The sequence below is a fragment of the Massilia putida genome (assembly GCF_001941825.1).
In the GTDB taxonomy this organism is placed as follows: Bacteria; Pseudomonadota; Gammaproteobacteria; order Burkholderiales; family Burkholderiaceae_D; genus Telluria; species Telluria putida.
The window spans coordinates 6,526,925-6,549,903 of sequence record NZ_CP019038.1; the positions used below are offsets into that span (position 1 = coordinate 6,526,925).

Annotated in this window: 16 protein-coding genes; 9 read left to right on the forward strand and 7 right to left on the reverse strand. The window is 67.5% G+C overall.

Annotation, left to right across the window (positions count from 1 at the left end; translation table 11 throughout):
- Nucleotides 1-6 precede the first annotated feature (6 nt).
- Nucleotides 7-927 carry an alpha/beta hydrolase gene (locus tag BVG12_RS31310; RefSeq protein WP_075795820.1) on the forward strand — a complete coding sequence of 307 codons (921 nt, stop codon included), beginning with the start codon at nt 7-9 and terminating at the stop codon, nt 925-927.
- Here BVG12_RS31310 and BVG12_RS31315 read toward each other — a convergent pair.
- Entirely contained in the window at nt 924-3,035 is a 2,112-nt protein-coding gene (locus BVG12_RS31315) for a beta-galactosidase (protein ID WP_075795821.1), read from the reverse strand. The two genes, BVG12_RS31310 and BVG12_RS31315, sit on opposite strands and share 4 nt — an antisense overlap.
- A 276-nt stretch (nt 3,036-3,311) precedes the next feature.
- Here BVG12_RS31315 and BVG12_RS31320 point away from each other — a divergent pair, with 276 nt between their 5' ends.
- The 6 genes from BVG12_RS31320 (at nt 3,312) to BVG12_RS31345 (ending at nt 12,944) form a co-directional block, all read left to right on the forward strand.
- Nucleotides 3,312-4,577, forward strand: coding sequence for a helix-turn-helix domain-containing protein (locus BVG12_RS31320; RefSeq protein ID WP_156895788.1), 1,266 nt, complete (start codon nt 3,312-3,314; stop codon nt 4,575-4,577).
- 401 nt (nt 4,578-4,978) lie between these two features.
- The gene (locus tag BVG12_RS31325) at nt 4,979-6,181 is read left to right on the forward strand and encodes a XylR family transcriptional regulator (RefSeq protein ID WP_075795823.1); all 1,203 of its coding nucleotides are present in this window, start codon (nt 4,979-4,981) and stop codon (nt 6,179-6,181) included.
- Between the two features lie 120 nt (nt 6,182-6,301).
- Complete coding sequence (locus BVG12_RS31330; protein WP_075795824.1) at nt 6,302-7,159, forward strand: aldose epimerase family protein; 858 nt, start codon at nt 6,302-6,304, stop codon at nt 7,157-7,159.
- A 379-nt stretch (nt 7,160-7,538) separates the two neighbouring features.
- Nucleotides 7,539-10,496, forward strand: coding sequence for a TonB-dependent receptor (locus BVG12_RS31335; RefSeq protein ID WP_075795825.1), 2,958 nt, complete (start codon nt 7,539-7,541; stop codon nt 10,494-10,496).
- 70 nt (nt 10,497-10,566) lie between these two features.
- Complete coding sequence (locus BVG12_RS31340; RefSeq protein ID WP_218921037.1) at nt 10,567-11,892, forward strand: glycoside hydrolase family 43 protein; 1,326 nt, start codon at nt 10,567-10,569, stop codon at nt 11,890-11,892.
- A complete protein-coding gene (locus BVG12_RS31345) occupies nt 11,889-12,944 on the forward strand; it encodes a LacI family DNA-binding transcriptional regulator (protein ID WP_075795826.1) in 1,056 nt (351 codons plus the stop codon). Before BVG12_RS31340 ends, BVG12_RS31345 begins: the two co-directional genes overlap by 4 nt.
- Nucleotides 12,945-12,963: 19 nt before the next feature.
- Here the strand turns inward: BVG12_RS31345 and BVG12_RS31350 are convergent, their stop codons facing one another.
- Nucleotides 12,964-14,862 (reverse strand): glycoside hydrolase family 97 protein, encoded by a 1,899-nt coding sequence (locus BVG12_RS31350; protein WP_075795827.1) that lies wholly within the window; start codon nt 14,860-14,862, stop codon nt 12,964-12,966.
- Nucleotides 14,863-15,075: 213 nt separating this feature from the next.
- Between BVG12_RS31350 and BVG12_RS31355 the strand changes: the two genes are divergently transcribed.
- Nucleotides 15,076-15,816, forward strand: coding sequence for an SDR family oxidoreductase (locus tag BVG12_RS31355; protein ID WP_075795828.1), 741 nt, complete (start codon nt 15,076-15,078; stop codon nt 15,814-15,816).
- Here the strand turns inward: BVG12_RS31355 and BVG12_RS31360 are convergent.
- Both BVG12_RS31360 and BVG12_RS31365 read right to left on the reverse strand, forming a co-directional pair.
- Nucleotides 15,770-16,696 (reverse strand): LysR family transcriptional regulator, encoded by a 927-nt coding sequence (locus tag BVG12_RS31360; RefSeq protein WP_075795829.1) that lies wholly within the window; start codon nt 16,694-16,696, stop codon nt 15,770-15,772. The genes BVG12_RS31355 and BVG12_RS31360 overlap by 47 nt on opposite strands.
- A 118-nt stretch (nt 16,697-16,814) precedes the next feature.
- Nucleotides 16,815-18,950 (reverse strand): TonB-dependent receptor, encoded by a 2,136-nt coding sequence (locus BVG12_RS31365; protein ID WP_075795830.1) that lies wholly within the window; start codon nt 18,948-18,950, stop codon nt 16,815-16,817.
- A gap of 193 nt (nt 18,951-19,143) precedes the next feature.
- Between BVG12_RS31365 and BVG12_RS31370 the strand changes: the two genes are divergently transcribed.
- Entirely contained in the window at nt 19,144-20,400 is a 1,257-nt protein-coding gene (locus tag BVG12_RS31370) for a cytochrome P450 (protein ID WP_307189095.1), read from the forward strand.
- On the opposite strand, the gene BVG12_RS31375 is transcribed toward BVG12_RS31370, so the two are convergent.
- From BVG12_RS31375 to BVG12_RS31385, 3 genes are read right to left on the reverse strand one after another with little or no spacing between them, the layout of a single operon-like run.
- Nucleotides 20,387-21,010 carry a hypothetical protein gene (locus tag BVG12_RS31375; RefSeq protein ID WP_156895789.1) on the reverse strand — a complete coding sequence of 208 codons (624 nt, stop codon included), beginning with the start codon at nt 21,008-21,010 and terminating at the stop codon, nt 20,387-20,389. The two genes, BVG12_RS31370 and BVG12_RS31375, sit on opposite strands and share 14 nt — an antisense overlap.
- A gap of 55 nt (nt 21,011-21,065) precedes the next feature.
- Nucleotides 21,066-22,151, reverse strand: coding sequence for a protein-glutamate methylesterase/protein-glutamine glutaminase (locus BVG12_RS31380; RefSeq protein WP_075795833.1), 1,086 nt, complete (start codon nt 22,149-22,151; stop codon nt 21,066-21,068).
- Nucleotides 22,152-22,153: 2 nt separating this feature from the next.
- Nucleotides 22,154-22,975, reverse strand: a complete 822-nt coding sequence (locus tag BVG12_RS31385) for a CheR family methyltransferase (RefSeq protein ID WP_075795834.1) — start codon at nt 22,973-22,975, stop codon at nt 22,154-22,156.
- Nucleotides 22,976-22,979: the final 4 nt, after the last annotated feature.

Genomic DNA, 22,979 nt, shown 5'->3' on the forward strand with positions numbered 1-22,979 from the left:
CCGGCCATGACCGACCATCTGTCCCGCGTCCTCATCGCCGCCGCGCTGTGCGCCGTCGGCACCGTCGCGCACGCGCAGGAGCTCGACGTCAACGCGGACAAGGCGCGCGCCGACTTCGCCCGCCCCGTCGTCCTCGCGGCGGACGACGTACGCGCGTTCGCGCCGCCGCCGGCCGGCTTTGCGGATGCTCGGCCCGGCGCCGCGCAGGGCAAGGTGGAGACGTTCACGTATGCGTCGGTCGTCACGGGCACGCGCCGTACGGCCAACGTCTGGCTGCCGCCCGGCTACGACAAGACCCGGCGCTATCCCGTGCTGTATCTGTTGCACGGCATCGGCGGCAACCAGGACGAGTGGTGCGGCTATGTGCGCGCGCAGGACGTGCTCGACAACCTGACGGCCGCCGGCAAGGCCGTGCCGATGATCGTCGTGATGCCGAACGGCCGCGCGCTGGCGGACGACCGCTCGCCGCCGGAAAACAAGGTCTTCACGCCGGAAAACGCGGCCGGTTTCGCGCGCTTCGAGCGCGACCTGCTCGATTCGCTCATCCCGGCCGTCGATGCCGCGTATCCGACGCACGCGGACAGTGCCCACCGCGCGATCGGCGGGCTGTCGATGGGCGGCGGGCAGGCGCTGAACTTCGGCCTGGGCCATCCGGAGGCATTCAACTGGGTGGCGGGCTTCTCGCCGGCCCCCAACACGGAGCCACCGGCGAAACTGGCGGGCGAGGCGGCGCGGGCGAAGGGCAAGCTGAAACTGGTGTATCTGTCATGCGGCAACCGCGATGGCCTGATCAACGTCGCGCAGGGCGTGCACCGCCAGCTGCGCGAGCAGGGCGTCGCCCACGTGTGGAACGTGGACGGGTATGGGCATGACCGGGACAGCTGGGCGGAAAACCTGTACCACTACGCCCAGCTGCTCTTCCGTTAATTTTCCTCGACGATGACGAGATCCCACGGCGCCAGCGTGACGGTCTCGTCGCGCTTCACGGCCCGCGACGTCAGCAGGTCCGTCCCCGCCTTGTGGCGGTACGTGAAGCTCGCGGGCGCGCCCGAATAATTGAAGTAGTAGCGGATCGTCTTGCCGAACCGGTTCACGCCCGTGCGCGCCTGGATGTGCGGCGGCAGTTGCTGGTCCGGCCCGATCAGGCCCCGTTCCTGCAGCACCGATCGCAGCACGGCCTTCTGCAGCTTGTCCGACAAATACGTGCCTTCGTAGACGGCCTTGCCCGTGCCGTACTGGTTGGCCGTGATGGCGGGCCAGCGGCCGAAGAACGGGTGGTCGTACCAGGCGAGGGCCTTCGCGGTGTCGAGCTGGAGGAACTCGGCCCAGTGGCGCACCTTGTTGTCGTCGCCGGCCTGGAACGGATCGCCCTTCAGCGCCAGGGGCTGCGCGAGGTTCGAGAATTCCTGGTAGTGGAAGCCGAGAACCTGGCGCAGCGGGCCCGGCGCCGTCGTCCAGCGCACGGCCGCGTTCTCGTTCGCGAAGCCGCTCTTGAAGCCCATCACGACATGGCCGCCCTTGCGCACGAAGTCCGAGATGCGCTGCAGCAGCGCGTCGTCCGCGATGTACAGCGAGGGCACGACCAGCACCTTGTACGCGGACAGGTCCTGCGTGTCCGGGAACACGAAGTCGGTGCCGACGTTCAGGTCGTACAGCGCGCGGTGGATCTGGCGCACCTGCGAGCCGTAGTCGGCCTGGCTAGCCCCGCCGCCCCATTGCGACTGCTTCGCGAACGGCATGTCGTTGATGGCGTTCAGCGAATCGCGGCTCCACAGGATCGCCACGTCGTTCTGGATGCGCAGGTCGACGAGGCGTTGGCCGATCTTCTGGAGTTCGCGGCCCGTGCGGCTCATCTCGGCGTACGCGCGGTTCGGCTCCAGGTCGTGTCCGAGGACGCCTTTCCAGTACGTCTCCTGGTTCGCGTGGATCGACGCCCAGTGCCAGTACTCGACCATGTTGGCGCCGTTGGACAGATGCGTGTAGACGTCCTCGCGGAACTGGCCGTCGTACGGCGGGTATTGGAACGACGAGCTCCAGTCGGTCGTCTGCGCATTCGTCTCCGTGACGAGGAAGTTGCCGCGCTTGAGCGAGCGCGTGAAGTCGGCGTCCAGCTTCTGGGCGGCACCGTTGTACTGGTCCTGCGTGCCCCAGTGGTAGATGTTCACGCCCGGGACGTCGAGCGCGCGCGCGACGGCTTCCTCGTTCACGTCCGCGTGCAGCGAGCCGGCGAAATCGTGCGTGACGAACTGGCGCGGCCCCGCGCACTCGCGGATGAGTTGCGCCTGCCAATGCAGGAAATCCGTGACGCGCATCTGGCTCCAGCGCGACCATTCGAGCTTGTAGCCCGTGCTCTGCGCGCCGTCCGGACGGGGCAGGTCCGTCCACGAATGCAGGTCCTGGCCCCAGTAGTTCAGGAACCACGTCTTGCTGAGATTCTCCGGCGTGCCGAATTTCTTTTCCAGGTAGTGCTGGAAGCGGATGAACACATCGTCGTTGGCGGCGCCGTAGCTGCCCGTCTCGTTGTCGACTTGCCAGCCGATGACGTTCGGGTTGTCCTTGTAGTGGGCGGCGATGCGGCGGATCAGGCGCTCCGCGTAGAAGCGGTACACGGGCGAATCCGTGTTCATGTTCTGGCGCATGCCGTACGTGTTTTTCGCGCCATTGAATTTCGTGGCCAGGATTTCCGGATGCTGGTGCGCCATCCACGCGGGAATCGAATACGTGGGCGTGCCCATGATGACCTTGATGCCGGCCTTGCCCATCGCGTCGACCACGCGGTCCATCCACGCGGTGTCGAAGCGGCCGTCCTCCGGCTCCCACAGGCTCCACGTCGATTCGCCCAGGCGCACGACGTTGAAGCCGGCCGCCTTGATCATCCGGACGTCCTTGTCCAGCCGTTCGTAGGGCATGTATTCGTGATAGTACGCGGCGCCGTACAGGACGGTCGGGAAGTCGGGCTGCGCGGCCGCCCCGCGCGCGCCGGTGCAAGCGAGTGCGCACGCCAGCGCGAGCGGGAGGAGTCTCCGTGTGGACATTCATTACCTTTCTTATGGATGCAGGTCTGGACAGTAAGCCATTCTGCCGTGGCGCGGCAGGGGGACGCAATTATGAAATCCACCGTTCCGGAAACGATATGTCGCAGGCGCGGGCGCTGTGCAATTTCGTATCGGGGGCTGACGTTTTTCACAATTGCGGCGGCGCGCGGCGGCTCTCACAATGGCGGGGTAGTCTCCTACCGCCTGGCATGGTAGGTTTTGTGGGGCGGCCTCGTGCCGCCCCCTTTTTTTCGCCATTGTATTGACCGGGCTGCTATGATCGGTGCGCACGCGCCCGGGGAAGGCGGTGCGTGGAGACCAACAACCGGTTGTATGACAATGCAAGAGTTTTACAAGAAGTCGCTGCTGCTTCTGATCGCGCTGCTGCTCGCCGATGCGCTGCTCGCGGTCCTGTTCGTCCACCTGAGCCAGCCGGCTTATTCGCTGTCACCGGCGGCCAGGGACGGCATCCACTGGGAACGTGTGCCCACGTCGGACGACGTGATGGGCGGCACGTCGACGGTGAGGCTGCACGATGCCGCAGCGGGTGCGATGGTGTTCGATTACACGCTCACGAAAGTGGCCAAATACCCGTTCGCCGGCGCGCGCTTCGTGGCCAAGGATGCGAAGGGGGAACTGGCCCCGCTCGACCTGCGGAAATACGACACCATCACGTTCGTCGCGCGCTGCACGCCCGCCGATCCCATGTTGCTGGGTGTGACGACCTTCGACGACAAGGTGTCGGTCCCCGGCCAGCTCGTCACTTACCGATCGCCCGGCACTTTCTTCTCTTGCAACGAGCAGGGCGTGCACGTGTCCCTCGACATGCGGCGCCTGACCGTTCCCGACTGGTGGCTGTCGATGATGAAGCTGCCGCTGACGTCCCAGGATTACGAGCTGGACAAAGTGGTGCAGATTTCTTTCGGATCGAGTTCGCAAACGCCGTTCGATGTCGATTCGCATGTGGAAATCAGCAATCTCGAATTGCGCGGACATGATTATCGATATATCGTCGCGCTCGCGCTTATTCTGGTATCCGGGTGGATTCTATTCGGCCTATGGTTTTTCCGCACCCACACGCGGACATTGGCCGCCAGCCTGAATGGCAGGCTGAAGACGGATTTGCCGCTCGTCGCTTATCGCCAATTAACCGTGCAACCTCATCGGGACGAGGAACAGGCATCGGTCCTGAAATTCCTCGCGACGAATTACACGAATCCCGAACTGGATCTGGAAAGCGTGGTGGCCGGTACCGGTGCGAACCGGAACAAGGTGAATGACGTGCTGAAAACGGAACTCGGCATGACATTCACCGGTTATGTGAATAAATTAAGGCTGACCGAAGCGGCGCGCCTGCTGACGGAAAAGAGCACCGCCACCGTGGCCGAAATCGCGTATTCGGTCGGCTACGCCAACGTCTCGTATTTCAATCGGCTGTTCAAGGAAGAGTACGGCTGCACGCCGAAGGCGTTCCGGACGCTCGCGCTCCAGCACCCGCCCGCGTCCGCCGACCCGCCGCCAAAAATGGTGGGAAACGGCTGATCCGGCCTTGCACTCCCTGCAAAACAGATCGTAATTTCTGCACGGTGATAGAAATCCGCGTGCTGACGTTATAGGCGCCCCGGGGTGGGCTCCTATCCTTGACGTGAAGGGGGCCGCCGCCGGCACCCGGTCACGCTACGAGGAACCATCCCATGACTGCGCATTTCCGATGCCCATCCTATTCCAGTCGCGTGCTCGCAATGAGCGCACCATACCGGCTGCCTGAAAAATCCTTTGTCGTTGCCATTCGGCGAACGCGCCTCCGGATTCCGGATTGATTCCGCTTTTTTTTCTCCTCGACCGCTGTTTACTAAGCATGCCGCGCCGGGCCGGAAAGCCCGGAAACAAAACAAAAAAGATTCACAGGAGACGACAATGATTCAGAAAGCGATGGGCGCGCGATGAAGACGACAAAAGCCTACCGTATCGCACTGCTTTTCAACGGCAACAAGACATTCGATCGCGAAGTGATCGCCGGTATTGCCGCTCACCTGGGCGGCACCCGCGTCGCTTGGGATTTATTTCTGGAAGAGGATTTCCGTCTGCGCCTGACCGGAATCGACCGCTGGCAGGGCGACGGCGTCATCGCCGATTTCGACGACCCGGCCGTGGCCAAGGCCCTGGCCGATTGCCCGGTGCCCGTCGTGGCCGTGGGCGGGTCGTATGCGGACGAATCCGGGTATCCGTCCGGCGTGCCGTATGTCGCGACCGACAACTTCAAACTCGTCAAGCTGGCCCGCGACCACCTGATCGACGTCGGCCTGCAGCGCTTCGCCATGTTCAGCCTCCCCGAGGCGCAGGAATGCCGCTGGGCCATCGAGCGCGAACGTGCGTTCCGCTGCTTGACGTCGGAGGACCGGATGGAAGCGGAAATCTTCCGCGGCTGCGCCACGAACGCGGCGTCGTGGGACAGCGCGGTGCAGGGGCAGATCGACTGGCTGCGCAGCCTGCCCAAGCCGGTGGGCGTCATCGCCGTCACGGACGCGCGCGCGCGCCAGCTGCTGCAGGCCTGCGCCATCGCCGGCATCTCGGTACCGGAACAGGTGGCGCTGATCGGCATCGACAACGACCCGCTCGTGCGCATGCTGACGCGGATCCCGCTCAGCTCCGTGATCCAGGGCGCGCACGAAATGGGGCGGACGGCGGCGCATCTGCTGGAGCAGATGCTGCACGGCGTAAGGCTGACGAACACGCGCATCCTCGTGCCGCCCGCGGGCATCAACGTGCTCGCGTCGAGCCTCTACCAGGACGTCAAGCATCCGCATGTGATGCGGGCCTGCCACTACATCCGCCAGTACGCGTGCCAAGGCATCAAGACGCACCAGGTGGCCGAATACGTGGGCGTGTCGCGCTCGTCGCTCGAAGTGTACTTCCGCCAGGAGCTGGGTTGCAGCGTGCACGACATGATCCTGCGGTCCAAGCTGGATGCCGCCAAGGCCGGCCTGGAAAGCGGCGAGCGCAGTATCGCGGACGTGGCGCTGGGCTGCGGCTTCACGTCCACCCAGTACATGCACCTCGTGTTCAAGCGCGAACTCGGTTGCACGCCGCGCGCGTGGCGCGACCGGGCACTGGGCGAGCGCACCGGCATGACCGCGGCGGCGTAACGCGAAGGCAGGCGCGGGGCGTCGGCGAAATCGTTCGCCCCGTTGGTGATTTTCGTAATTGAAAGGCCATGCACGGGCCGGGAGAATGGCTTTCTATCGACATCAGGAAGCCAGACCGCAATGACGATCCATCTGATTCAGAGCGCCCCGGCCGCATCGGCCGGCGAGCGTTCGTTCGCGCTCGAGAATGCGGCCGGTATGACCGTGACGATCAGCGAGCGGGGCGCCCAACTGCGCGCCTGGCACGCGCCGGACCGCTACGGCCGCATGGCCGACGTGCTGAGACCCGGGCTGTCCGCGCCGCCCATCGGCCGCGCCGCCCGCTGGGAAGGGCGGCAGGCCGACGGCGTGGTCTCGCTGGCGCTGACCGCGGGCGGCAACGGCGCCGGCAGGCTGGTCCACTACCGGCTCGACGACGAGGGCGGCCTGACGATCGAGTACCAGTCCGTGGCCGGCGTGCCGGTCCCGCTCGCGGCGCTGGCTTACCCGTCCTTCAACCTGTCCGGCGGCGCGGGCGAGGTCGGCGACCACATGGTGCAGATCGACGCCGACTATTTCGAGGAAGCGGGCCCCGGCGGCGTGCCGGGCGGCGTGGCCGCGGTGGGCGGGACGGCGTTCGACTTCCGCCATCCGGCCGCCATCGGCCCGCGCCTGCGCTGGACCGACAGCCAGCTCCACCTGGCCGGCGGCTTCGATCACTGTTTTTGCGTGCGCAACCACTTCGCCGGCGGGCAGGGCGCCCTGCGCGAAGTGGCCCGCGTGTTCGACCCGGCCTCCGGGCGCCGGCTGCAGGTGCACACGACCGAGGCCGCGGTCAGGTTCAGCAGCGGCCCGGGGACGCTCGCGCGCATGGACGCCTTTTGCGTCGAAGCCCTTGCCAGACCCGGCCTGATGAGCGCCGCCTGGCCGCGGGTGATGCTCGTGCCGGGGCAGGTCTATCGCCAGACGACGGTGTACCGCTTGTCGTTGCAGGCGTGATGATGCGCCTGGTTCACCCTCATGCAAGGCAGCGTGATCGCGGCGCGAAGCCGCCGCGCTTGTCCTTCATGTGCGCGATCTCGTCACCCATAAAGGATTGGATATCGATAACAAGGGGAGCGTGGACGGCGCCGGGGCGCCCCGGCCGTTGCCGCGCGTTCCTGCGGCCGCGTTAGCGATAACGCCAGTCTCCACCGGGACTTACCGGCATCTCCGGTAAAAATCATAACGTTGATTGGTTGCTTTCATTACTCGGCCAACTCCTATAATCCACTCGCATTGTTATCGATATCTACAACGGCATCCGGCTTCAGGCATGCCTTAAAACCAGCGAAACAATAAGACAACAAGTCCATTCGGATTTTTGGAGGAGGAGAAGATGAACCAGAAACACCACGTCGGCCCGCGCATGTCCCTCGTCGCGCTGGCCCTTGCCCAGGCCTTTGCCACCCAGGCGATGGCGCAGCAGGCGCCGGCCGAGACCAATACCGTCCTGGTCACGGGCATCCGCGCCAGCGCGCAATCGTCGCTGGCCGTCAAGCGGAACTCGATGGAAGTCGTGGACTCGATCTCGGCGGAAGACATCGGCAAACTGCCGGACCCGAACGTGGAAGAGACGCTGACCCGCGTGCCGGGCGTGCAGGGTTACCGCTACGGTGGCGAAGGCGCGTCGCCGTCCGGCAACGGTTCCGGCCTGACGATCCGCGGCCTGTCCGGCCAGACGGCGTCGCAGGTCAACGGCCGCGCTTCCTTCACGGCCGGCTCGCGCGAGTTCAACCTCGAGGACGCGATTCCGGGCATGATCGCCGGCGTGGATGTGTACAAGAACCCGTCCGCCGAACACATCGAGGGCGGCATCGGCGGCCTGGTGAACATCCGCACGCGCAAGCCGAGCGATTTCAAGGGCCCGACCGCCTCGATCAGCACCAATGCGCGCTATAACGACCTGGCCAAGAAAGTCGACCCTGAATTGTTCGGCCTGTTCGCCAACCGCTACGACCTGGGCGGCGGCTCGCGCATCGGCGTGATGGCCGCGTTCGCGTTCCAGAAGAGCACGGGCCGATCCGACAGCAATCCGGCCAACCGCGGTCCGGACTTCCGCCGCGTGATCGGTGCCGATACGCCCGAGTATGCGCAACTGGCGGCGGCCAACACGGGCAACAATCCGGGGCAACCGATGGCGAAGTACGTCGGCCGCAACGACGTCGGCTACCTGGCGCCCGTGACGATGCGTCCGACGTCGGCCACGGTCGGTGCCAACACGCCGGACACGTCGATATTGACGCCGGCCCAGGCGGCCAACATCATCTCCACGACGGCCGTCAACGCGAACCTGTTCCAGGAAACGATCATGCGCCAGCGCAGGGGTCTCAACCTGGCGGCCGACTACCGCGTGGATAACACCTTGCGCTTCTACGCCGAGAGCAATTACACGGGTTACCTGTACCACCAAAATTATCGTTTCGTCTGGGCCGATACCGGCAACAACCTGCGGAACCTGCAGACGGCGCCGTTCGCGGTCACCGAAAGCATGGTCAACCGCAATTTCAACGGCGGCAGCGACGACGTCCTGTCGTCCAGGCGCCTGCTGGGCGGCACCTGGCAGGATTCGGCGATCCGTCTGTGGGGCGGCGACGAGCACAGCCCGTACACGACGTGGATCGCCGCCGGCGGCGCCGAGTGGAACCCGACCAGTGCGTTGTTCCTGAAGGCCGATTTCTCGTACATCAAGTCCGATCGCCGGCAGGACAACCGTCGCGTGGAAATGGCCGGGGCAGCCGGCCTGGCGTGGGACGTGACGCGCTACGCGGACGGCGAGCCGCACAAGATGACGTACGGCGGCCCGAGCCTGTCGGACCCGAAGAATTTCGTGTTCAGCGGCTTCCCGCTCGGCTGGCAGCACTGGGACGACAAGGGCAACGCCACGGCGCTGGACGGTGCCTACACGCTGGAATCGGGCTTCTTCGACAAGATCAAGTTCGGCACGCGCTATGCGACGCAGCAAAGCCAGTACACGAACCGGGGCAACTTCTGGTCCCTGACGACGGACGGCAAGCCGCTGGCCGCCGACCGTTCGAACGCGATCCCGGTGCCGTCCAAGACGGACATGCTGCAGACCTCCCCGACCAACTACATGCGCGGCCTGGCCGGCTATTCGGGGGGCTACATCGTCTGGAACCCGGACCGCTTGCTGGGCAACCAGGTCAAGGAGCAGTTCCCGGCCTCCAACATGCCTGACCAGGACAACTTCCCGGAAAACGTCGCGGCGCGCCGCTTCATGAAGGAGAGCACGCTGGCCGGCTACCTGGTCGGCGATTTCTCCGCGTTCGACGAGAGCCTGAAAGGCAATGTGGGCGTACGCGTGGTCCGCACCCGCTCGACGGCCGTCGCGAAAAACCGGGACACGACGCAACCGGGTACGCCGCTGGTCGACTACTCGCGTACGACCACCTACACCAACGTCCTGCCGACGTTCAACGCCACCTACGACCTCGCGAAGGACTTCCTGGCCCGCTTCGGCTTCGGCCGCGGCATGACCCGTCCCGACCTGGGTTCGCTGAACCCGTCCATCGCCTACGACGCCGGCCTCGGCACCGCCAACATCGGCAACCCCGACCTGCGTCCGCAGACGGCCGACAGCTACGACTTCTCGCTCGAGCGCTACTTCAGCGCGACGAACTTCGTATCGGCCGCCGTGTTCGACAAGCAGATCAAGGGCTTCTTCAGCCCGGTCGCGCAGTGCATGACGGTGCCGTTCGCGCCTCTGTACTCGGGCGCGACCTCGAACGGCTGCACGAACGGCCAGTACCTGACCTCGAAGCAGGTGAACGCGGCGCCCGGCTATGCGCGCGGCGTGGAGGTGGCCGGCCAGTGGTTCTTCGGCGGCGACAACTGGTGGAAGAACTTCGGCGTCGCGGGCAACTACACGTACGTCAAGACGTCCAATCCGGTCAACTACGGCACCCCGGCGGCACCGGTCTGGATCACGTCGCAGCAGCCGTACACGTCCAAGAACAGCTACAGCATCTCGGGACTGTACGAGGACAACAAGCTGTCCGGCCGCCTCGTGTACACGTGGCGCTCGTCGCAGCTGCTCGGCGCCGTGAACCCGATCAACCCGCTGGGCAGCGGCTATGTCGGCGCCTACGGCCTGCTCGACGCCTCGCTGAACTACGCCATCGACGACCGCCTGACGCTGTCGCTGAACGCCTCGAACCTCACCGACAAGGCACCGAACCGCTACGTCGGCGAAGCGCCGTACTTCGAGCCGAGCCTGCTGGGCCAGTACTTCGACAACGGCCGCAACATCAGCGTGGGTCTGCGCTACAAGTTCTGAACCCGGCAAGCACCGGCACGACCGTCCGCGTCCGCGGCCGGCCGTGCCGGTTTTTTCGGATACCGACCACATGACCATCAGTTTCCAACGCCGGCGCCTGCTGCGGGGCGCAGCCTTGCTTCCGTTCAGCGGCGCCATCCACCCGGCGACCGGCCGCCAGCTCTGCCTGGAGGCGCTGGACGCGTTCGACGGCGAGCCGTATGCTGCCGTGGCCGAGCTGGCCCTGCTGGACAGGGACGGGAAGCCGCTCGATCAATCTAAAGGGGACACGAACATGCCGAGCAAGACGAAAGCATTCCTGGCGGCGGCCCTGATGGGCGCCGCATTCCACGCCCAGTCGGCCGATACGTTCCGGCCCGGCGCGCTGTGGCCGGACGACAAGGGCGTGCACATCAACGCGCACGGCGGCGGCATCCTCGAGCACCGGGGCGTGTACTACTGGTTCGGCGAGCACAAGGTGTCGGGCGAGGCCGGCAACCGTGCCCAGGTCGGCGTGCACGTCTACAGTTCGCGCAACCTGACGGACTGGCATGACGAAGGCATCGCGCTGGCCGTCAGCGACGACCCGGCCAGCGACATCGTCAAGGGGGCGATCATCGAACGGCCGAAGGTCATCCACAATCCGAAGACGGGCAAGTTCGTGATGTGGTTCCACCTCGAGCTCAGGGGCAAGCGCTACGACGCGGCGCGCGCCGGGGTGGCCGTCGCCGACAAGGTGACGGGGCCGTATGTCTACCAGGGCTCGTTCCGGCCGGACGCCGGCGCGTGGCCGGTCGACGTGACGCCGGCGGACAAGGACCCGGCCACGTCCTTCCTCGCGCGCGACCGCGCGGGCGGCCAGATGGCGCGCGACATGACGCTGTTCGTCGACGACGACGGCGCGGCCTACGACGTCTACGCGTCGGAGGAAAACCATACGATGCACATCTCGCGCCTGACGGACGACTACCTGCGCCCGGCCGGGCAGTATGCGCGCATGACGCCGGACGGCGACGACGAAGCCCCGGCCATCTTCAAGCACGGCGGCAAGTACTATCTCGTGACGTCCGGCCTGACGGGCTGGGCGCCGAACGCGGCGAAGTCCTACGTCGCCGACCACATGTTCGGCCCGTGGCAGCCGCTCGGCAATCCGGTGCGCGGCACGCCGGAACAACAGAAGTTCACGTTCGGTGGCCAGTCGACGTATGCGCTGACCTTGCGGCGCAACGGTTGCACGCGGCATATCCTGATGTTCGACATCTGGCGGAAGGAGGACGCCATCGACGGCCGCTACGTCTGGCTGCCCGTCGAGTGGGAGGCCGGCAAGCCCGTCGTGCGCTGGCGCGACAGCTGGACGCTGGGCGACCTGGACAAGCTGCCCTGCGACGGCCCCGGCGCCACGGGAGACAAGACATGACAACACAGGGCGAAGGCGGCAGGAACGAGCGCGCCGCGGGCGGCGCGACGGTGTGGGACGTCGCCAGCCGGGCCGGGGTATCGGCCATGACGGTGTCGCGCGTCATCAACGGCATCACCAGCGTCGGCGCCAGGAACCGCGAAAAAGTCATGCGCGCGATCGACGAGCTCAATTACCAGGTCAACGTGGCGGCGCGCGCGGCGCGCGTCGGTACTCTGCGCGTGGGCCTGTTGTACAGCAACCCCAGCGAGGCCTTCCTCAGCGCCTTCCTCGTCGGCGCGCTGACCGAGTGCGGACAGAGCGGCGCCCAACTGATCCTCGAACACTGCGACAACCTGCGCAGCCAGCGCAAGGCGATCGACCGCCTGATCGACGACGGCGCCGACGGCATCCTCGTGCCGCCACCACTCTGCGATTCGAAATCCGCCCTCAAGATGCTGGCGGAACTGGGCATCCCGTCCGTGGCGGTGGCCACGGCGAAACCGTCGCCGCGGATGTCGGCCGTGCGCATCGACGACTACGAAGGCGCGCTGACGATGACGAAGCACCTGCTGGCGCTGGGCCATACGGACATCGGCTTCATCAAGGGCGACCCGGAACACACGCCGGCCCAGCTGCGCTACCAGGCGTTCATCGACGCCATGCGCGCGGCCGGCCACAACGTGCCCGCCGAACGCGTGGCGCAGGGTATGTTCACGTACCGTTCCGGCCTGCTGGCGGCGCGCGAGCTGCTGTCCCGGCCGACGCGGCCCACGGCCATCTTCGCCAGCAACGACGACATGGCGGCCGCTGTCATCGCCGTCGCGCACGGGATGCATCTGCAGGTCCCGGACGACATGACCGTCTGCGGCTTCGACGACACGCCCGTCGCGACCACCGTGTGGCCGGAACTGACCACCATTCATCAACCGATCACCGAGATGGCGCGCAGCGCCGTGGCGCTGCTGATCGAGCATGTCCGCACGCAGCGTTCGGGCCACGCCTACGACCCGCGGCACCAGCTGATGCCGTACACGCTGGTCGTGCGCGAATCCACGTCCCGGACCGAATGACGCCGCCGGCGCTGTCCGCTTAGCGCGCCGCCGCCACGGGACGCAGCCACAGCGCCTGGCCGCCGGACGGGGGCAGGTCGAGTTCCAGCGCCGTGCGCGCGTCCACCGTGCGCCGGCGGACGCCCACGTGCGTGGCCGTGGGCGCGGCCGCGTCGTCCGCGTAGATCGTCGCCTCGTAGCGCTGGCCCGGCGGCAGGAAGTCCAGGCGCAGGGTCACGCGGCGCGCATCGTCGTTGGTGATGCTGCCCACGAACCATTCGTCGCCCTTGCGCCGGGCGATCGTCACGTCGCGGCCGGGTGCGCCGTCGAGCACGCGCGTCTCGTCCCACGTGGTCGGGATGCGGTCCCAGAACGCTAGTTCCGGCTCGTCGTGCGAGCGTTCGGGCCGGTCGTACCAGTACAACGTCTGCAACGGACTGTAATAGACGACGGCCAGCGCCAGCTGGTGCGCGTGCGTGGTCTTGATGCGCGGGTCGTAGTAGCAGATCGTGTAGTCGGCGGGGCCGGCGAGGTAGCGCACGAAGGGCAGGACCGTGTTGTGGGTGGCGTCCGGCATTTCTTCGTTGCCGCGGATGCCTTCCGCCGTCATCAGGTTGGGCCAGGTGCGCTGTTCGCCGGTGGGACGCCAGTCGTCGTGGATGTTGACCATGATGTGCGCGTCCGCGGCCTGCCGGATGGCTTTTTCGATCCACGTGGTCCAGCGGTGCGAGCCAGGCAGCACGAAGCCGAATTTCACGCCCTTGACGCCCCAGTCGCGGTAGGTCTGGAACAGCGTGTCCGATTGCGCCAGCAGGCCTTGCTGGTTCACGTACAGCCACACGCCGATGCCGCGCTCCTTGGCGTAGGCGATGATGCCGGGCAGGTCGAAGTCGGGAATCGCCACCTTGGTCGCGTCGGCGTCGAACGAGAAGGCGTTGCCGTACCACTTGAAGTCGAACAGCACGTATTGCAGGCGATGGCGGACGGCGAAATCGATATTGGCCTTGGCGTCCTTCGTGGTCAGCGACATCACGCGCATGATCTTGCCCGGCTGGATCCAGGACGTGTCCGCGATGCGCGCCGGGTCGTTCAGGTTCAGGATGAAGTGGTCGTTCTCGATCAGCTGGCCGGGGCGGCGCGCGATCATGATGCCCCGCCACGGGGTCGCGAACGGCGAGATCAGGTCGGCCGGATCGTGCATGGCGGTGACGATGGTGTCGGGCTTGTCCGCGCTCAGCTTGAACTTGGTGCGCGCATAATCGACCATCCGCGCTTCCAGCAGCGCGACGGAGAAGCCGTTCGGCAGGGCCAGCGTCAGCGGGCGCTCCGCCTGGTCGGGCCAGTCGGCGAGCGGCAGCAGCTTGTAGGGCCCCTGGGCCCAGCTGTGGAACCAGGCGCGCGTGCCGGCGGGCAGGGCGAATTCCACGTCCTCGCCGACCACGCGGTAGTACGTGCCTTTTTCGTTTTCGGGGAAGGCGAAGCGCAGCGCCACGCCCTCGTCGTAGGCGCGCACCTCGACGGACAGTTTGTAGATCGGGTTGTCGTCCTTGACCAGGTCGACGGTGAGCGCTTCGTAGTGGTCGCGGATGCGCGCGCGCTCGCCCGTGACGGGCGTCCACGTGCTGTCGTGGCTGGCGCGCCGCACGCCCGTCACGCGCAGGTTCTCGAACCAGCGCGCATGGTGGTCGACGGGCAGCGCCATCGCGTTTTCGGACAGGTGGTTGTCGAGCCGCAGTTCCAGCAACGAGTCGCGGACGACGGGCTCGCCGTCGTAGCGCACGTTGTAGTACAGTGCGCGTTTGCCGGCGCCGTACGTCTTCTGCGTCAGTTCGAGGACGATGTGGCCGTCGGGCGAGGCGAGACGTCCGGCGAGGTCCGGCTCCGCGGCATGGGCAAGGGCTGCGCCCAGCAGGCACAGGACGGCTATCAGTTGACGCATGGGACAGGTCTCCGAAGTTGTTTGAATATGTTATCGATCACATCCTAGCAGACTTTCTCGGGAAAACGCAAATAGTCTCGATGCGCCGCGGTCGGCACATCGGCGTTTCCGATCGCGACGATCGCCATTTCCCGTTTCTCATCCGCGCCGCGCCGCACGACAATCGAAGCCTGCAAGCATGCAGTCCGGTAAACGATCGCGAAGGGAGAGGACATGAGCGAAGTGGTTGCACGTCAAAGGGAAAACGTCTTGATCGCCGGCGGCAGTTCCGGCATGGGCCTGAGCCTCGCGAGGTCGCTGCTCGCGGATGGCGCGGCCGTCGTCATCGCGGGCCGCTCGGCCGCGCGGCTGGCGCAGGCGCGGGCGGCGCTGGCCGGCGTCGGCGATGTGCGCACGATCGCGGCCGACATCACGCGGGAGGAGGACGTCGTCCGCCTGTTCGAGGAATGCGGCGGCGTGGACCACATCGTGTCCACCGCGGCCGACATCGGCGGCGCCTACGAGCTGCTGCCCGCGCTGGACCTGGCCGCCGCGCGCAAGGTCATCGACTCCAAGTTCATCGGGCCGCTGCTGCTGGCCAAGCACGGCAGCCCCCGGCTCGCGGCGGCCGGCTCCATCGTGTTCACGTCGGGGATCGCGGCCTATCGCCCGGCGCCGCGCGGGTCAGTCGTGGCTGGCGTCAACGGCGCGCTCGAGTCGCTCGCCTACGCGCTGGCCGTCGAACTGGCGCCCATCCGGGTCAACGTCGTGTCGCCCGGCTGGGTCGACACCCCCATCTGGCGGCAGGTCGCCGGCGACGAGGCGCGCGCCAAGCTGGATGCGATGGCGCAGAAGCTGCCCGTCGGCCGCATCGGCCAGGCCGCGGACATCGCCGACGGCATCCGCTTCCTGATGCGCAACAGCTTCGTCACGGGGGCGGTGCTGCATATCGATGGCGGCCATCGGCTGGTGTAGCGCCGCTTGGCGCCGCCGGGAGGGCGGCCAGCAACGCCGCCACGGCGGCCGACGGCCGCTCGCGCCAGGCGACCGACACGGGGACCGTCGCCGCGGCGCCATGCCAGGGAACGATCGCCACGCGCGCGTCCGCGAGCGCGGGCACCATGCGCGGCACGATGGCGCAGCCCAGGCCGCGTTCCACGAGGCCGACGATGGCGGCCACGCTGTCGAATTCGCCCGCGATCCGTGGCTGCCGCTCCGGCTGGGCGCGCAGGGCCGCCTCGAACATCCGGCGGTAGGCGCAGCCCCGGGCCGTCACGAGGAACCGCTCGTGCGCGATGTCGTCGTGGTTCGCGCCCGTCCGCCCGGCCAGCGGGTGGCCGGGCGGCACGACCAGCACGAGCGGCGCGTGGGCGATCACGCTGCACGCGAGGCCGTCCTCCGGCGCGAGCGTGCCGAAGAAGCAGGCCGCGTCGAGCGTGCCGTCCCTGACCCCGGCGTGCAGGGCCGATGTGGCGGCGACGGCCACGCGGACGCTCACGTGGGGATGCGTCGCCGCCATCCGCGCCACGACGTCGGGCAGGAACGCGGCCGCGATGGTCTCGATGCCGCCCACGGTCAATGCCTGCGCCGCGTTGCCGCCCGCCGCGCGGACGGCGGCACGTGCCGCGTCGGCCAGCTCGATCAGGCGCGTGGCGTGGTCGAGCAGACAGGTGCCCGCGGCCGTCAGCGCGAGCTTGCGGTTCGACCGGTCGAACAGCGCCACGCCGAGGTCGGCCTCGAGCGCCTGGATCTGCTCCGTGACGCTCGACTGCGTGCGGTGGATCTGGCGCGCGGCCTCGCTGATGTTCAGCGTGCCCGCCACGCGCACGAATGTCTTGAGTCGTTTCAGGTCCATGGTGGCCGGGGAAGGGGATGGACCCGATTTTACTGCGGACTCGCGCCGCGGGCGGCATCCGCAGCGGTATGTCCGGACGCGCCGGCGGCCCCGGGTCGTGCGCCCGATGACGAACGTGTCAGAACCGGTAGCGTGCCGTCAAAAGCGCGGAGCGCGGGGCGCCGGGGAGGTTCAGGTTGGGTGAGCTGCCGTGGCCCGACACGATGTAACGCCGGTCGGCCAGGTTCGTCACGTTCAGCTGGAGCTCCAGCCCCGCGACCAGGTAGCCGACCATGGCGTCGAGCGTCGCGTAGCCGGGCAGGGCGACGGTGTTGCCCGGGTTGGCGAATCGCTGGGCCACCGCGTTCACGCCCGCGCCGGCGCGCCATCGCGCCCCGATCGACCGGGTGATCCACAGGTTCGCGCTGTGGCGCGGCGTGAGCGTCGCCCGTTTGCCCTCGATGGGAACGCGCTTGATGACGTTGTCGCTGTTGTCCAGCGCCGGCGACACCCTCATGCGCGCGTCCAGGTACGCATAGCCGCCCCAGACCTGCCAGTCGCGCGCCACCTGGCCCGCCAGCGTCAGTTCCAGGCCATCGGTGCGCTGCACGCCGATGGGCAGCAGGCGGTTCGTGACCGGATCGGCGGATTTGATGTTCGTGCGTTCGAGCCGGAACAGGGACGCCGTCGCGGACAGCCGGCCGTTCAGGAAATCGAACTTTCCGCCCACTTCGCGATTCGTCGTTTCTTCCGGCGCGAGCTGCGCATTGTTGGCGGCCAGGGCGAAGTTCTCGGCCGACGGCTGGAACGATTTGCTGAAGGCGGCGTAGTAGGATCGGTCGGCGGCCGGCTGGTAGACCAGGCCCGCGCGCGGACTCCACGCGCGGTCGGTGCGTCCGAGATCGGCTTGGCCGGCACGGCGCTCGCGGGTCTCCTGCTCGAAGCGGTCGTAGCGCACGCCGACGAGGGCTTTCCACGACGCGCTCAGCGCGACCAGGTCCTGTGCATAGGCGCTGCCGGTGGTCATGATGCCGCGGTTGTCGGTCGACGGCGCCGCCGCGACCTCGCGCGGCAGGACCGGCAGGACCGGCTGGAACAGCGACACCGTCGCGACGGCGTTTTTCGAGCGGTTGACCTGGTCCTTGTCCTGCCTGCCGAACTCGACGCCGTACAGGACCTGGTGCGCCATCCCGCCCAGCCAGGCGTTCTGGGCCAATTCGGTCTGGTTGAACCAGCCGTTCTCCGCGCGGCGCAGGTTGGTGCGATTGAGGGACGCCGTCAGCGCCGTCTCGTTGACCGCACCCACCAGGGTATTGTTGCGGTCGAGCGTGTACTCGTAGTGGCGGAAGGCGTTGCGCAGCTTGAGGCGGTCGTCGAAGCGGTGTTCCAGGACGGCGCCGTACGCCGTCACCTCGGCGTGGGAGTAATCGCTGGCGCGCGCATTGGCCGCGCCGTAGTAGGTGGACGCGGGCACGTCGACCGGACGGTCGTGATACGAAGGAATGCCGAAGTCGGTCACGCGCCGGTCCGACAAGTGCTCCGCCTGCAGCAGGACCGAGGTGGCGGCGCTCAGCTGGAACGACAACGAGGGGGCGAGGGCGTCGCGTTCCAGGAACTGCTGGCTGCGATAGCTGTCGGCGCGTTCGACGGCGCCGGTGACGCGGAACGCCAGGTCGCCGGCGGGCCGGGCGCGCGCCACGTCGATCTCGCCGCGCCACCGGTTCCGGCTACCGATCTGGGCGGAGATTTCGCTCTTGTCGATGCCGGGCTTCTTGGTGATGCGGTTGATCAGGCCTCCCGACGAGCCGCGTCCGTACAGCACCGAAGCCGGGCCCTTGAGAACCTCGATGCGCTCGATGTTCGACAGGTCGCGGAAATACAGGGCATCGTCGCGCACGCCATCGATGAACTGGTCCGAGATCGCGGAAAAGCCGCGCAGGGTCACCTGGTCGCGCTGGCCGTCGCCATGCGACAGGCCGACGCCGGGCACGGATTTCATGGCGGCTTCCATCGACAGGACGCCCTGGTCGCGCAAGAGTTCCTGCGGCACGACGTTGACGGTCTGCGGGATGTCGCGCAGCGGCGCGCCGAGTTTGGTGGCGCTGGTGGCCGACGCCGGGTTGTAGGGCGCCGCGCCGGCGCGCGTTCCGGTGATTTCCACGACCTGCATCGCAGCGGCAGGGGCCGAGTCGGGCGTGTCGGCCAGTGCCAGGCCGGGAAGTTGTTGGCCCGCCAATGCGGCGACGATCGTCAGTACTTTTTTGTTGGACTTCATGTTCTCTCTCTTGTGGCGTCGGGTGCAGACATCTTTAAATACGAATTATTCTCATTCGTATTATGTTATGTGTTGACCGGAGTACACAAGCAAGGTCGCCCGGCGCCGGTGCCCGGACGGACCGCTGGCGCCGAAAAAATGGTAAAGTGCGGCCCCCGGGCATGTGCCGGCAGACCATCATCCAATGAATCGCATGAGAGACTTCGCGAGCGGAACGCTCGACGCGCCGCCGTTCGACGCCGCCTTCCTGCACGATCCGTACCCCGTCTATCGCCAGCTGCGCGCGGCGGGACCGGTGCTGTGGCGCGACGACGTGTTCCAGGGCGCGTGGGTATTGACGCGCCACGAGGACGTGGAGCTGGCGCTGCGCGATGCGCGCTTTTCCTCGCAGCGCACGGGCGGCTGGGTCAAGCGCATTCCCGGCGTCGACGCGAGCCTGCAGGGCCGGCGCGCGCAGGCGGGGCTGGAAGCGTTCCAGCGCCTGTTCGGCAGCGCGATGGTCTTCCTCGACGGCGCCGACCACCAGCGCGTGCGCAAGGCGATGGCGGCGGGCTTCCATCCCACGTTCGTGAAGACCTTGCGCCTCGAGGTCGAACGGCTGACCGGCGAATTGCTCGACGGGCTCGATGCGCGGGCCGGCTTCGACTTCATCGCCGAAGTCGCGCGCCCGCTGCCGTCGCGCGTCATCGGCCTGATGCTGGGCGTGGACCGCAAGGACGAGGCGCGCTTCATGGCGTGGTCGGACGACCTCGCCGCATTCATCGGCGCGCTGCAGCCCACGGCCGACCAGTTGCGCGCCGCCCAGCGCAGCCTGCTGCAGATGGTGCGTTACTTCGATGCGCTGCTGCCGGCACGCCGCCGGCAGCCCGGCACGGACCTCGTCAGCCGCCTGCTGCAGGCCGAGGCCGCGGGCGAGATCAAGGCCGACGGCGAACTGCTGGCGCAATGCGCGATGCTGCTGTTCGCCGGCCACGAGACGACGCGCAACCTGCTCGGCAACGGTTTGTACACGCTGCTCACGCACCCGGAGGCGTGGGCGCGCCTGCGCGCGGACGAAGACGGGATGTCGCTGGCCGTGCGCGAACTGCTGCGCTACGACAGTCCCGTGCAGTACACGGGGCGCCGCGTCGCCGCGGACCTCACGCTGCACGGCACGCTGCTCCGACGCGGCGACCTCGTGATCGCCCTGATCGGCGCGGCCAACCGCGATCCCGACCGTTTTCCCGATCCCGACACGTTCGACATCACGCGCCGCGCGGGCAGCCATCTGTCGTTCGGCAGCGGACCCCATGTGTGCATCGGCGCCGGGCTGTCGCTGCTGGAGGCGGACGTCGTGCTGCGCGCCGTCCTGCGGCGCTGGCCGGGGCTGGCGCTGGCCGATGCCGTTCCGCGCTGGAACGGCATCGCGGGCTTGCGCGGACTCGCCCGGCTACCCGTCAGCGCTTCGTGAAATGCTCGACGGCGTCGAAATTGGTGCCGTTCGACTTGACCTCGTACAGATCGCCGCCGTGGGCGTACAGCCCGTCGAAGGGTGCCGTGCCGGACTCGTAGATCCGGTCCGGCACGCACACCGAGCCGCCCGCGTAATCGACGCACCAGTTGGGCTGGCCGTCGATGATCTTGTGGCTGACGAAGGTGCCCGTGAGCGTGACGCCGCGCTGGGGCACCTGCGTCGTCACCTTGTCCACGGTAGCCGCGATCGCCGCCTGGCCGGGGCCGGGGGTGATGGATGAGGTCACGCTGCCGACATAGGTCGCCGTCGTGTCGGCGCTCCACACCTGGGTCGCGATCACGTCGCCCGTGCATGTCGTGTTGGCGTAGTAATTCGTCGTGACGCCGATCGTGAGCGCGGTGGTGGACCCGGGCACGCGCTGGATGACGGCCGTGTCGACCGCGTGCGACGTGCAGGCGGACGTCCACGTGCCGGCGTAGGCGTCGAGGTTGCCGCCGGTGGCCACCGGCGGCGTCGACGGGGCGCCGCCGGCGCCCGGGTTGCCGCCTCCGCCGCCGCAGGCGCTCAAGCACAACGTCATGGCGGCGGTCAACAGTCTGGTTCGCATCTCGCTCTCCTGGCATCAGCTTCCGGGTGGGCTGTTCAGGAGGAATGATACGCGATCAGCGCACGCTCAGCTGCTGCAGGATCTCGCGGTCGATTGTCTTCAACGGCATGGACTTCTCCACGCCGCCGCGCTTGACGGCTTCCCTAGGCATGCCGTAGACGACGCAGCTGTCCTCGTCCTGCGCGACCGTGCGCGCGCCCGCCTTGCGCATTTCCAGCAGGCCGGCCGCGCCGTCGTCGCCCATGCCCGTCATGATGATGCCCAGCGCGTTGGCGCCCGCATGCTTGGCCACGGAGCGGAACAGCACGTCCACGGACGGCCGGTGGCGGTTCACGAGCGGGCCGTCGATGACGTCCACGCAGTACTGCGCGCCGTCGCGGCGCAGCAGCATGTGCTTGCCGCCCGGGGCGATGAGCGCGCGGCCCGGCAGCACGCGGTCGCCGTGGCGCGCCTCGCGCACCTCGATCTGGCACAGGCCGTTCAGGCGTTCGGCGAAGGCGGCGGTGAATTTTTCCGGCATGTGCTGCACGATGACGATGCCGGGCGTCACCCTCGGCAGCTGCGTGAGCACTTCTTCCAGCGCCAGCGTGCCGCCCGTCGAGGTGCCCATCGCGACGACCCGTTCCGTCGTGCGCAGCAGGGCGCGCGTCTCGGGCGCGGCCGGCAGCACGGCATCGGCGCTGAGCTTCGCGGGCACGGGTGCCGACGGCACGCGCGCGGCGAGGCGCCGCACATTGACCTGGCTCGCCGCGCGCACGGCGGAAATCAGCTCGTCCGCGCTCTCGCTGAGGAAGTCCGCGAGGCCCAGCTTCGGCTTGGTGATGATGGACACGGCGCCCGCGGCCATCGCCGCCATGGTCGTCTCCGCACCCTTTTCCGTCAGGGTGGAGCAGATCACGACGGGCGTCGGCCGCTCGGCCATGATCTTCCTGAGGAAGGTGATGCCGTCCATGCGCGGCATCTCGACGTCCAGGACGATCACGTCGGGCCACGCCTGCTTCATGCGCTCGATCGCGAGCAGCGGGTCGGACACGGCGTGCAGCAGGCGGATGCCGGGCGCCTTCTCCAGGATCGCACCGACCACCTTGCGCACGACGGCGGAATCGTCGACCACCATCACATCGATCGCTGATTTTCCCATGTTCACGCGGGCTTGCGGTAGACGGAGGGGATGACGGGGCAAACCATGTCGCCCAGTTCCTGCAGGCTCTCGGAATGGCCGATGAACAGGTGGGCGCCGGGCTTCATGCGGCCCAGCACGCGTGTGACGACCTGGCGCTTGGTCTCGCCGTTAAAGTAGATCATCACGTTGCGCAGGAAGACGACGTCGTACGTGCCCAGGTCGCCGGGCAGGGCCGTGTTCAGGTTCACCTGGCGGAACTGCACGCGCTCGCGCAGGGCGCGGTTGACGAGCAACGTGCCCTGCTGCTCGCGGATGCCCTTGAGGCAGTAGCGGCGCAGGTAGTCCTGCGGTACGTGCGCGGTGCGCTCCATCGGATAGTGCCCCGTGCGGGCGCGCTGCAGCACGCGCGTGCTGATGTCGGACGCCGTCACTTCCCACGGCTCCGCTTTCAACACGTCGGCCAGCACCATCGCGATGCTGTACGGTTCTTCGCCGGACGAGCACGCGGCGCTCCACACGCGGAACGGCGCGTCCGTGCGCAGGCCCGGACGCGCCGCCTGGGCGGCCTCGCGCAGCAGGTCGAAATGGCGCGACTCGCGGAAGAAATAGGTCTCGTTCGTCGTCAGCAGGTCGACGGCCAGCTGCACCTCGTCCTTGTGCGCGCCGTCGGTCAGCAGGCGGAAATAGGCGTCGTACGTGGGCAGGCCCAGATGCTGCAGGCGTTTGGCGAGGCGGCCGCTGACCAGCGCCATCTTCGAATCGGACATCGTGATGCCGGCCATGTCGAAGATGAAGCGCTGGAAGCGCGCGAACTCGCCCTGGCTGATCGCACAGTGCTGCATGGTT

Bases quoted from the DNA above. Each gene is read 5' to 3' on its own strand.
- BVG12_RS31310 (WP_075795820.1), top strand. From the start codon at position 7: ATGACCGACCATCTGTCCCGCGTCCTCATCGCCGCCGCGCTGTGCGCC.
- BVG12_RS31315 (WP_075795821.1), bottom strand. From the start codon at position 3,035: ATGTCCACACGGAGACTCCTCCCGCTCGCGCTGGCGTGCGCACTCGCT.
- BVG12_RS31320 (WP_156895788.1), top strand. From the start codon at position 3,312: ATGATCGGTGCGCACGCGCCCGGGGAAGGCGGTGCGTGGAGACCAACA.
- BVG12_RS31325 (WP_075795823.1), top strand. From the start codon at position 4,979: ATGAAGACGACAAAAGCCTACCGTATCGCACTGCTTTTCAACGGCAAC.
- BVG12_RS31330 (WP_075795824.1), top strand. From the start codon at position 6,302: ATGACGATCCATCTGATTCAGAGCGCCCCGGCCGCATCGGCCGGCGAG.
- BVG12_RS31335 (WP_075795825.1), top strand. From the start codon at position 7,539: ATGAACCAGAAACACCACGTCGGCCCGCGCATGTCCCTCGTCGCGCTG.
- BVG12_RS31340 (WP_218921037.1), top strand. From the start codon at position 10,567: ATGACCATCAGTTTCCAACGCCGGCGCCTGCTGCGGGGCGCAGCCTTG.
- BVG12_RS31345 (WP_075795826.1), top strand. From the start codon at position 11,889: ATGACAACACAGGGCGAAGGCGGCAGGAACGAGCGCGCCGCGGGCGGC.
- BVG12_RS31350 (WP_075795827.1), bottom strand. From the start codon at position 14,862: ATGCGTCAACTGATAGCCGTCCTGTGCCTGCTGGGCGCAGCCCTTGCC.
- BVG12_RS31355 (WP_075795828.1), top strand. From the start codon at position 15,076: ATGAGCGAAGTGGTTGCACGTCAAAGGGAAAACGTCTTGATCGCCGGC.
- BVG12_RS31360 (WP_075795829.1), bottom strand. From the start codon at position 16,696: ATGGACCTGAAACGACTCAAGACATTCGTGCGCGTGGCGGGCACGCTG.
- BVG12_RS31365 (WP_075795830.1), bottom strand. From the start codon at position 18,950: ATGAAGTCCAACAAAAAAGTACTGACGATCGTCGCCGCATTGGCGGGC.
- BVG12_RS31370 (WP_307189095.1), top strand. From the start codon at position 19,144: ATGAGAGACTTCGCGAGCGGAACGCTCGACGCGCCGCCGTTCGACGCC.
- BVG12_RS31375 (WP_156895789.1), bottom strand. From the start codon at position 21,010: ATGCGAACCAGACTGTTGACCGCCGCCATGACGTTGTGCTTGAGCGCC.
- BVG12_RS31380 (WP_075795833.1), bottom strand. From the start codon at position 22,151: ATGGGAAAATCAGCGATCGATGTGATGGTGGTCGACGATTCCGCCGTC.
- BVG12_RS31385 (WP_075795834.1), bottom strand. From the start codon at position 22,975: ATGCAGCACTGTGCGATCAGCCAGGGCGAGTTCGCGCGCTTCCAGCGC.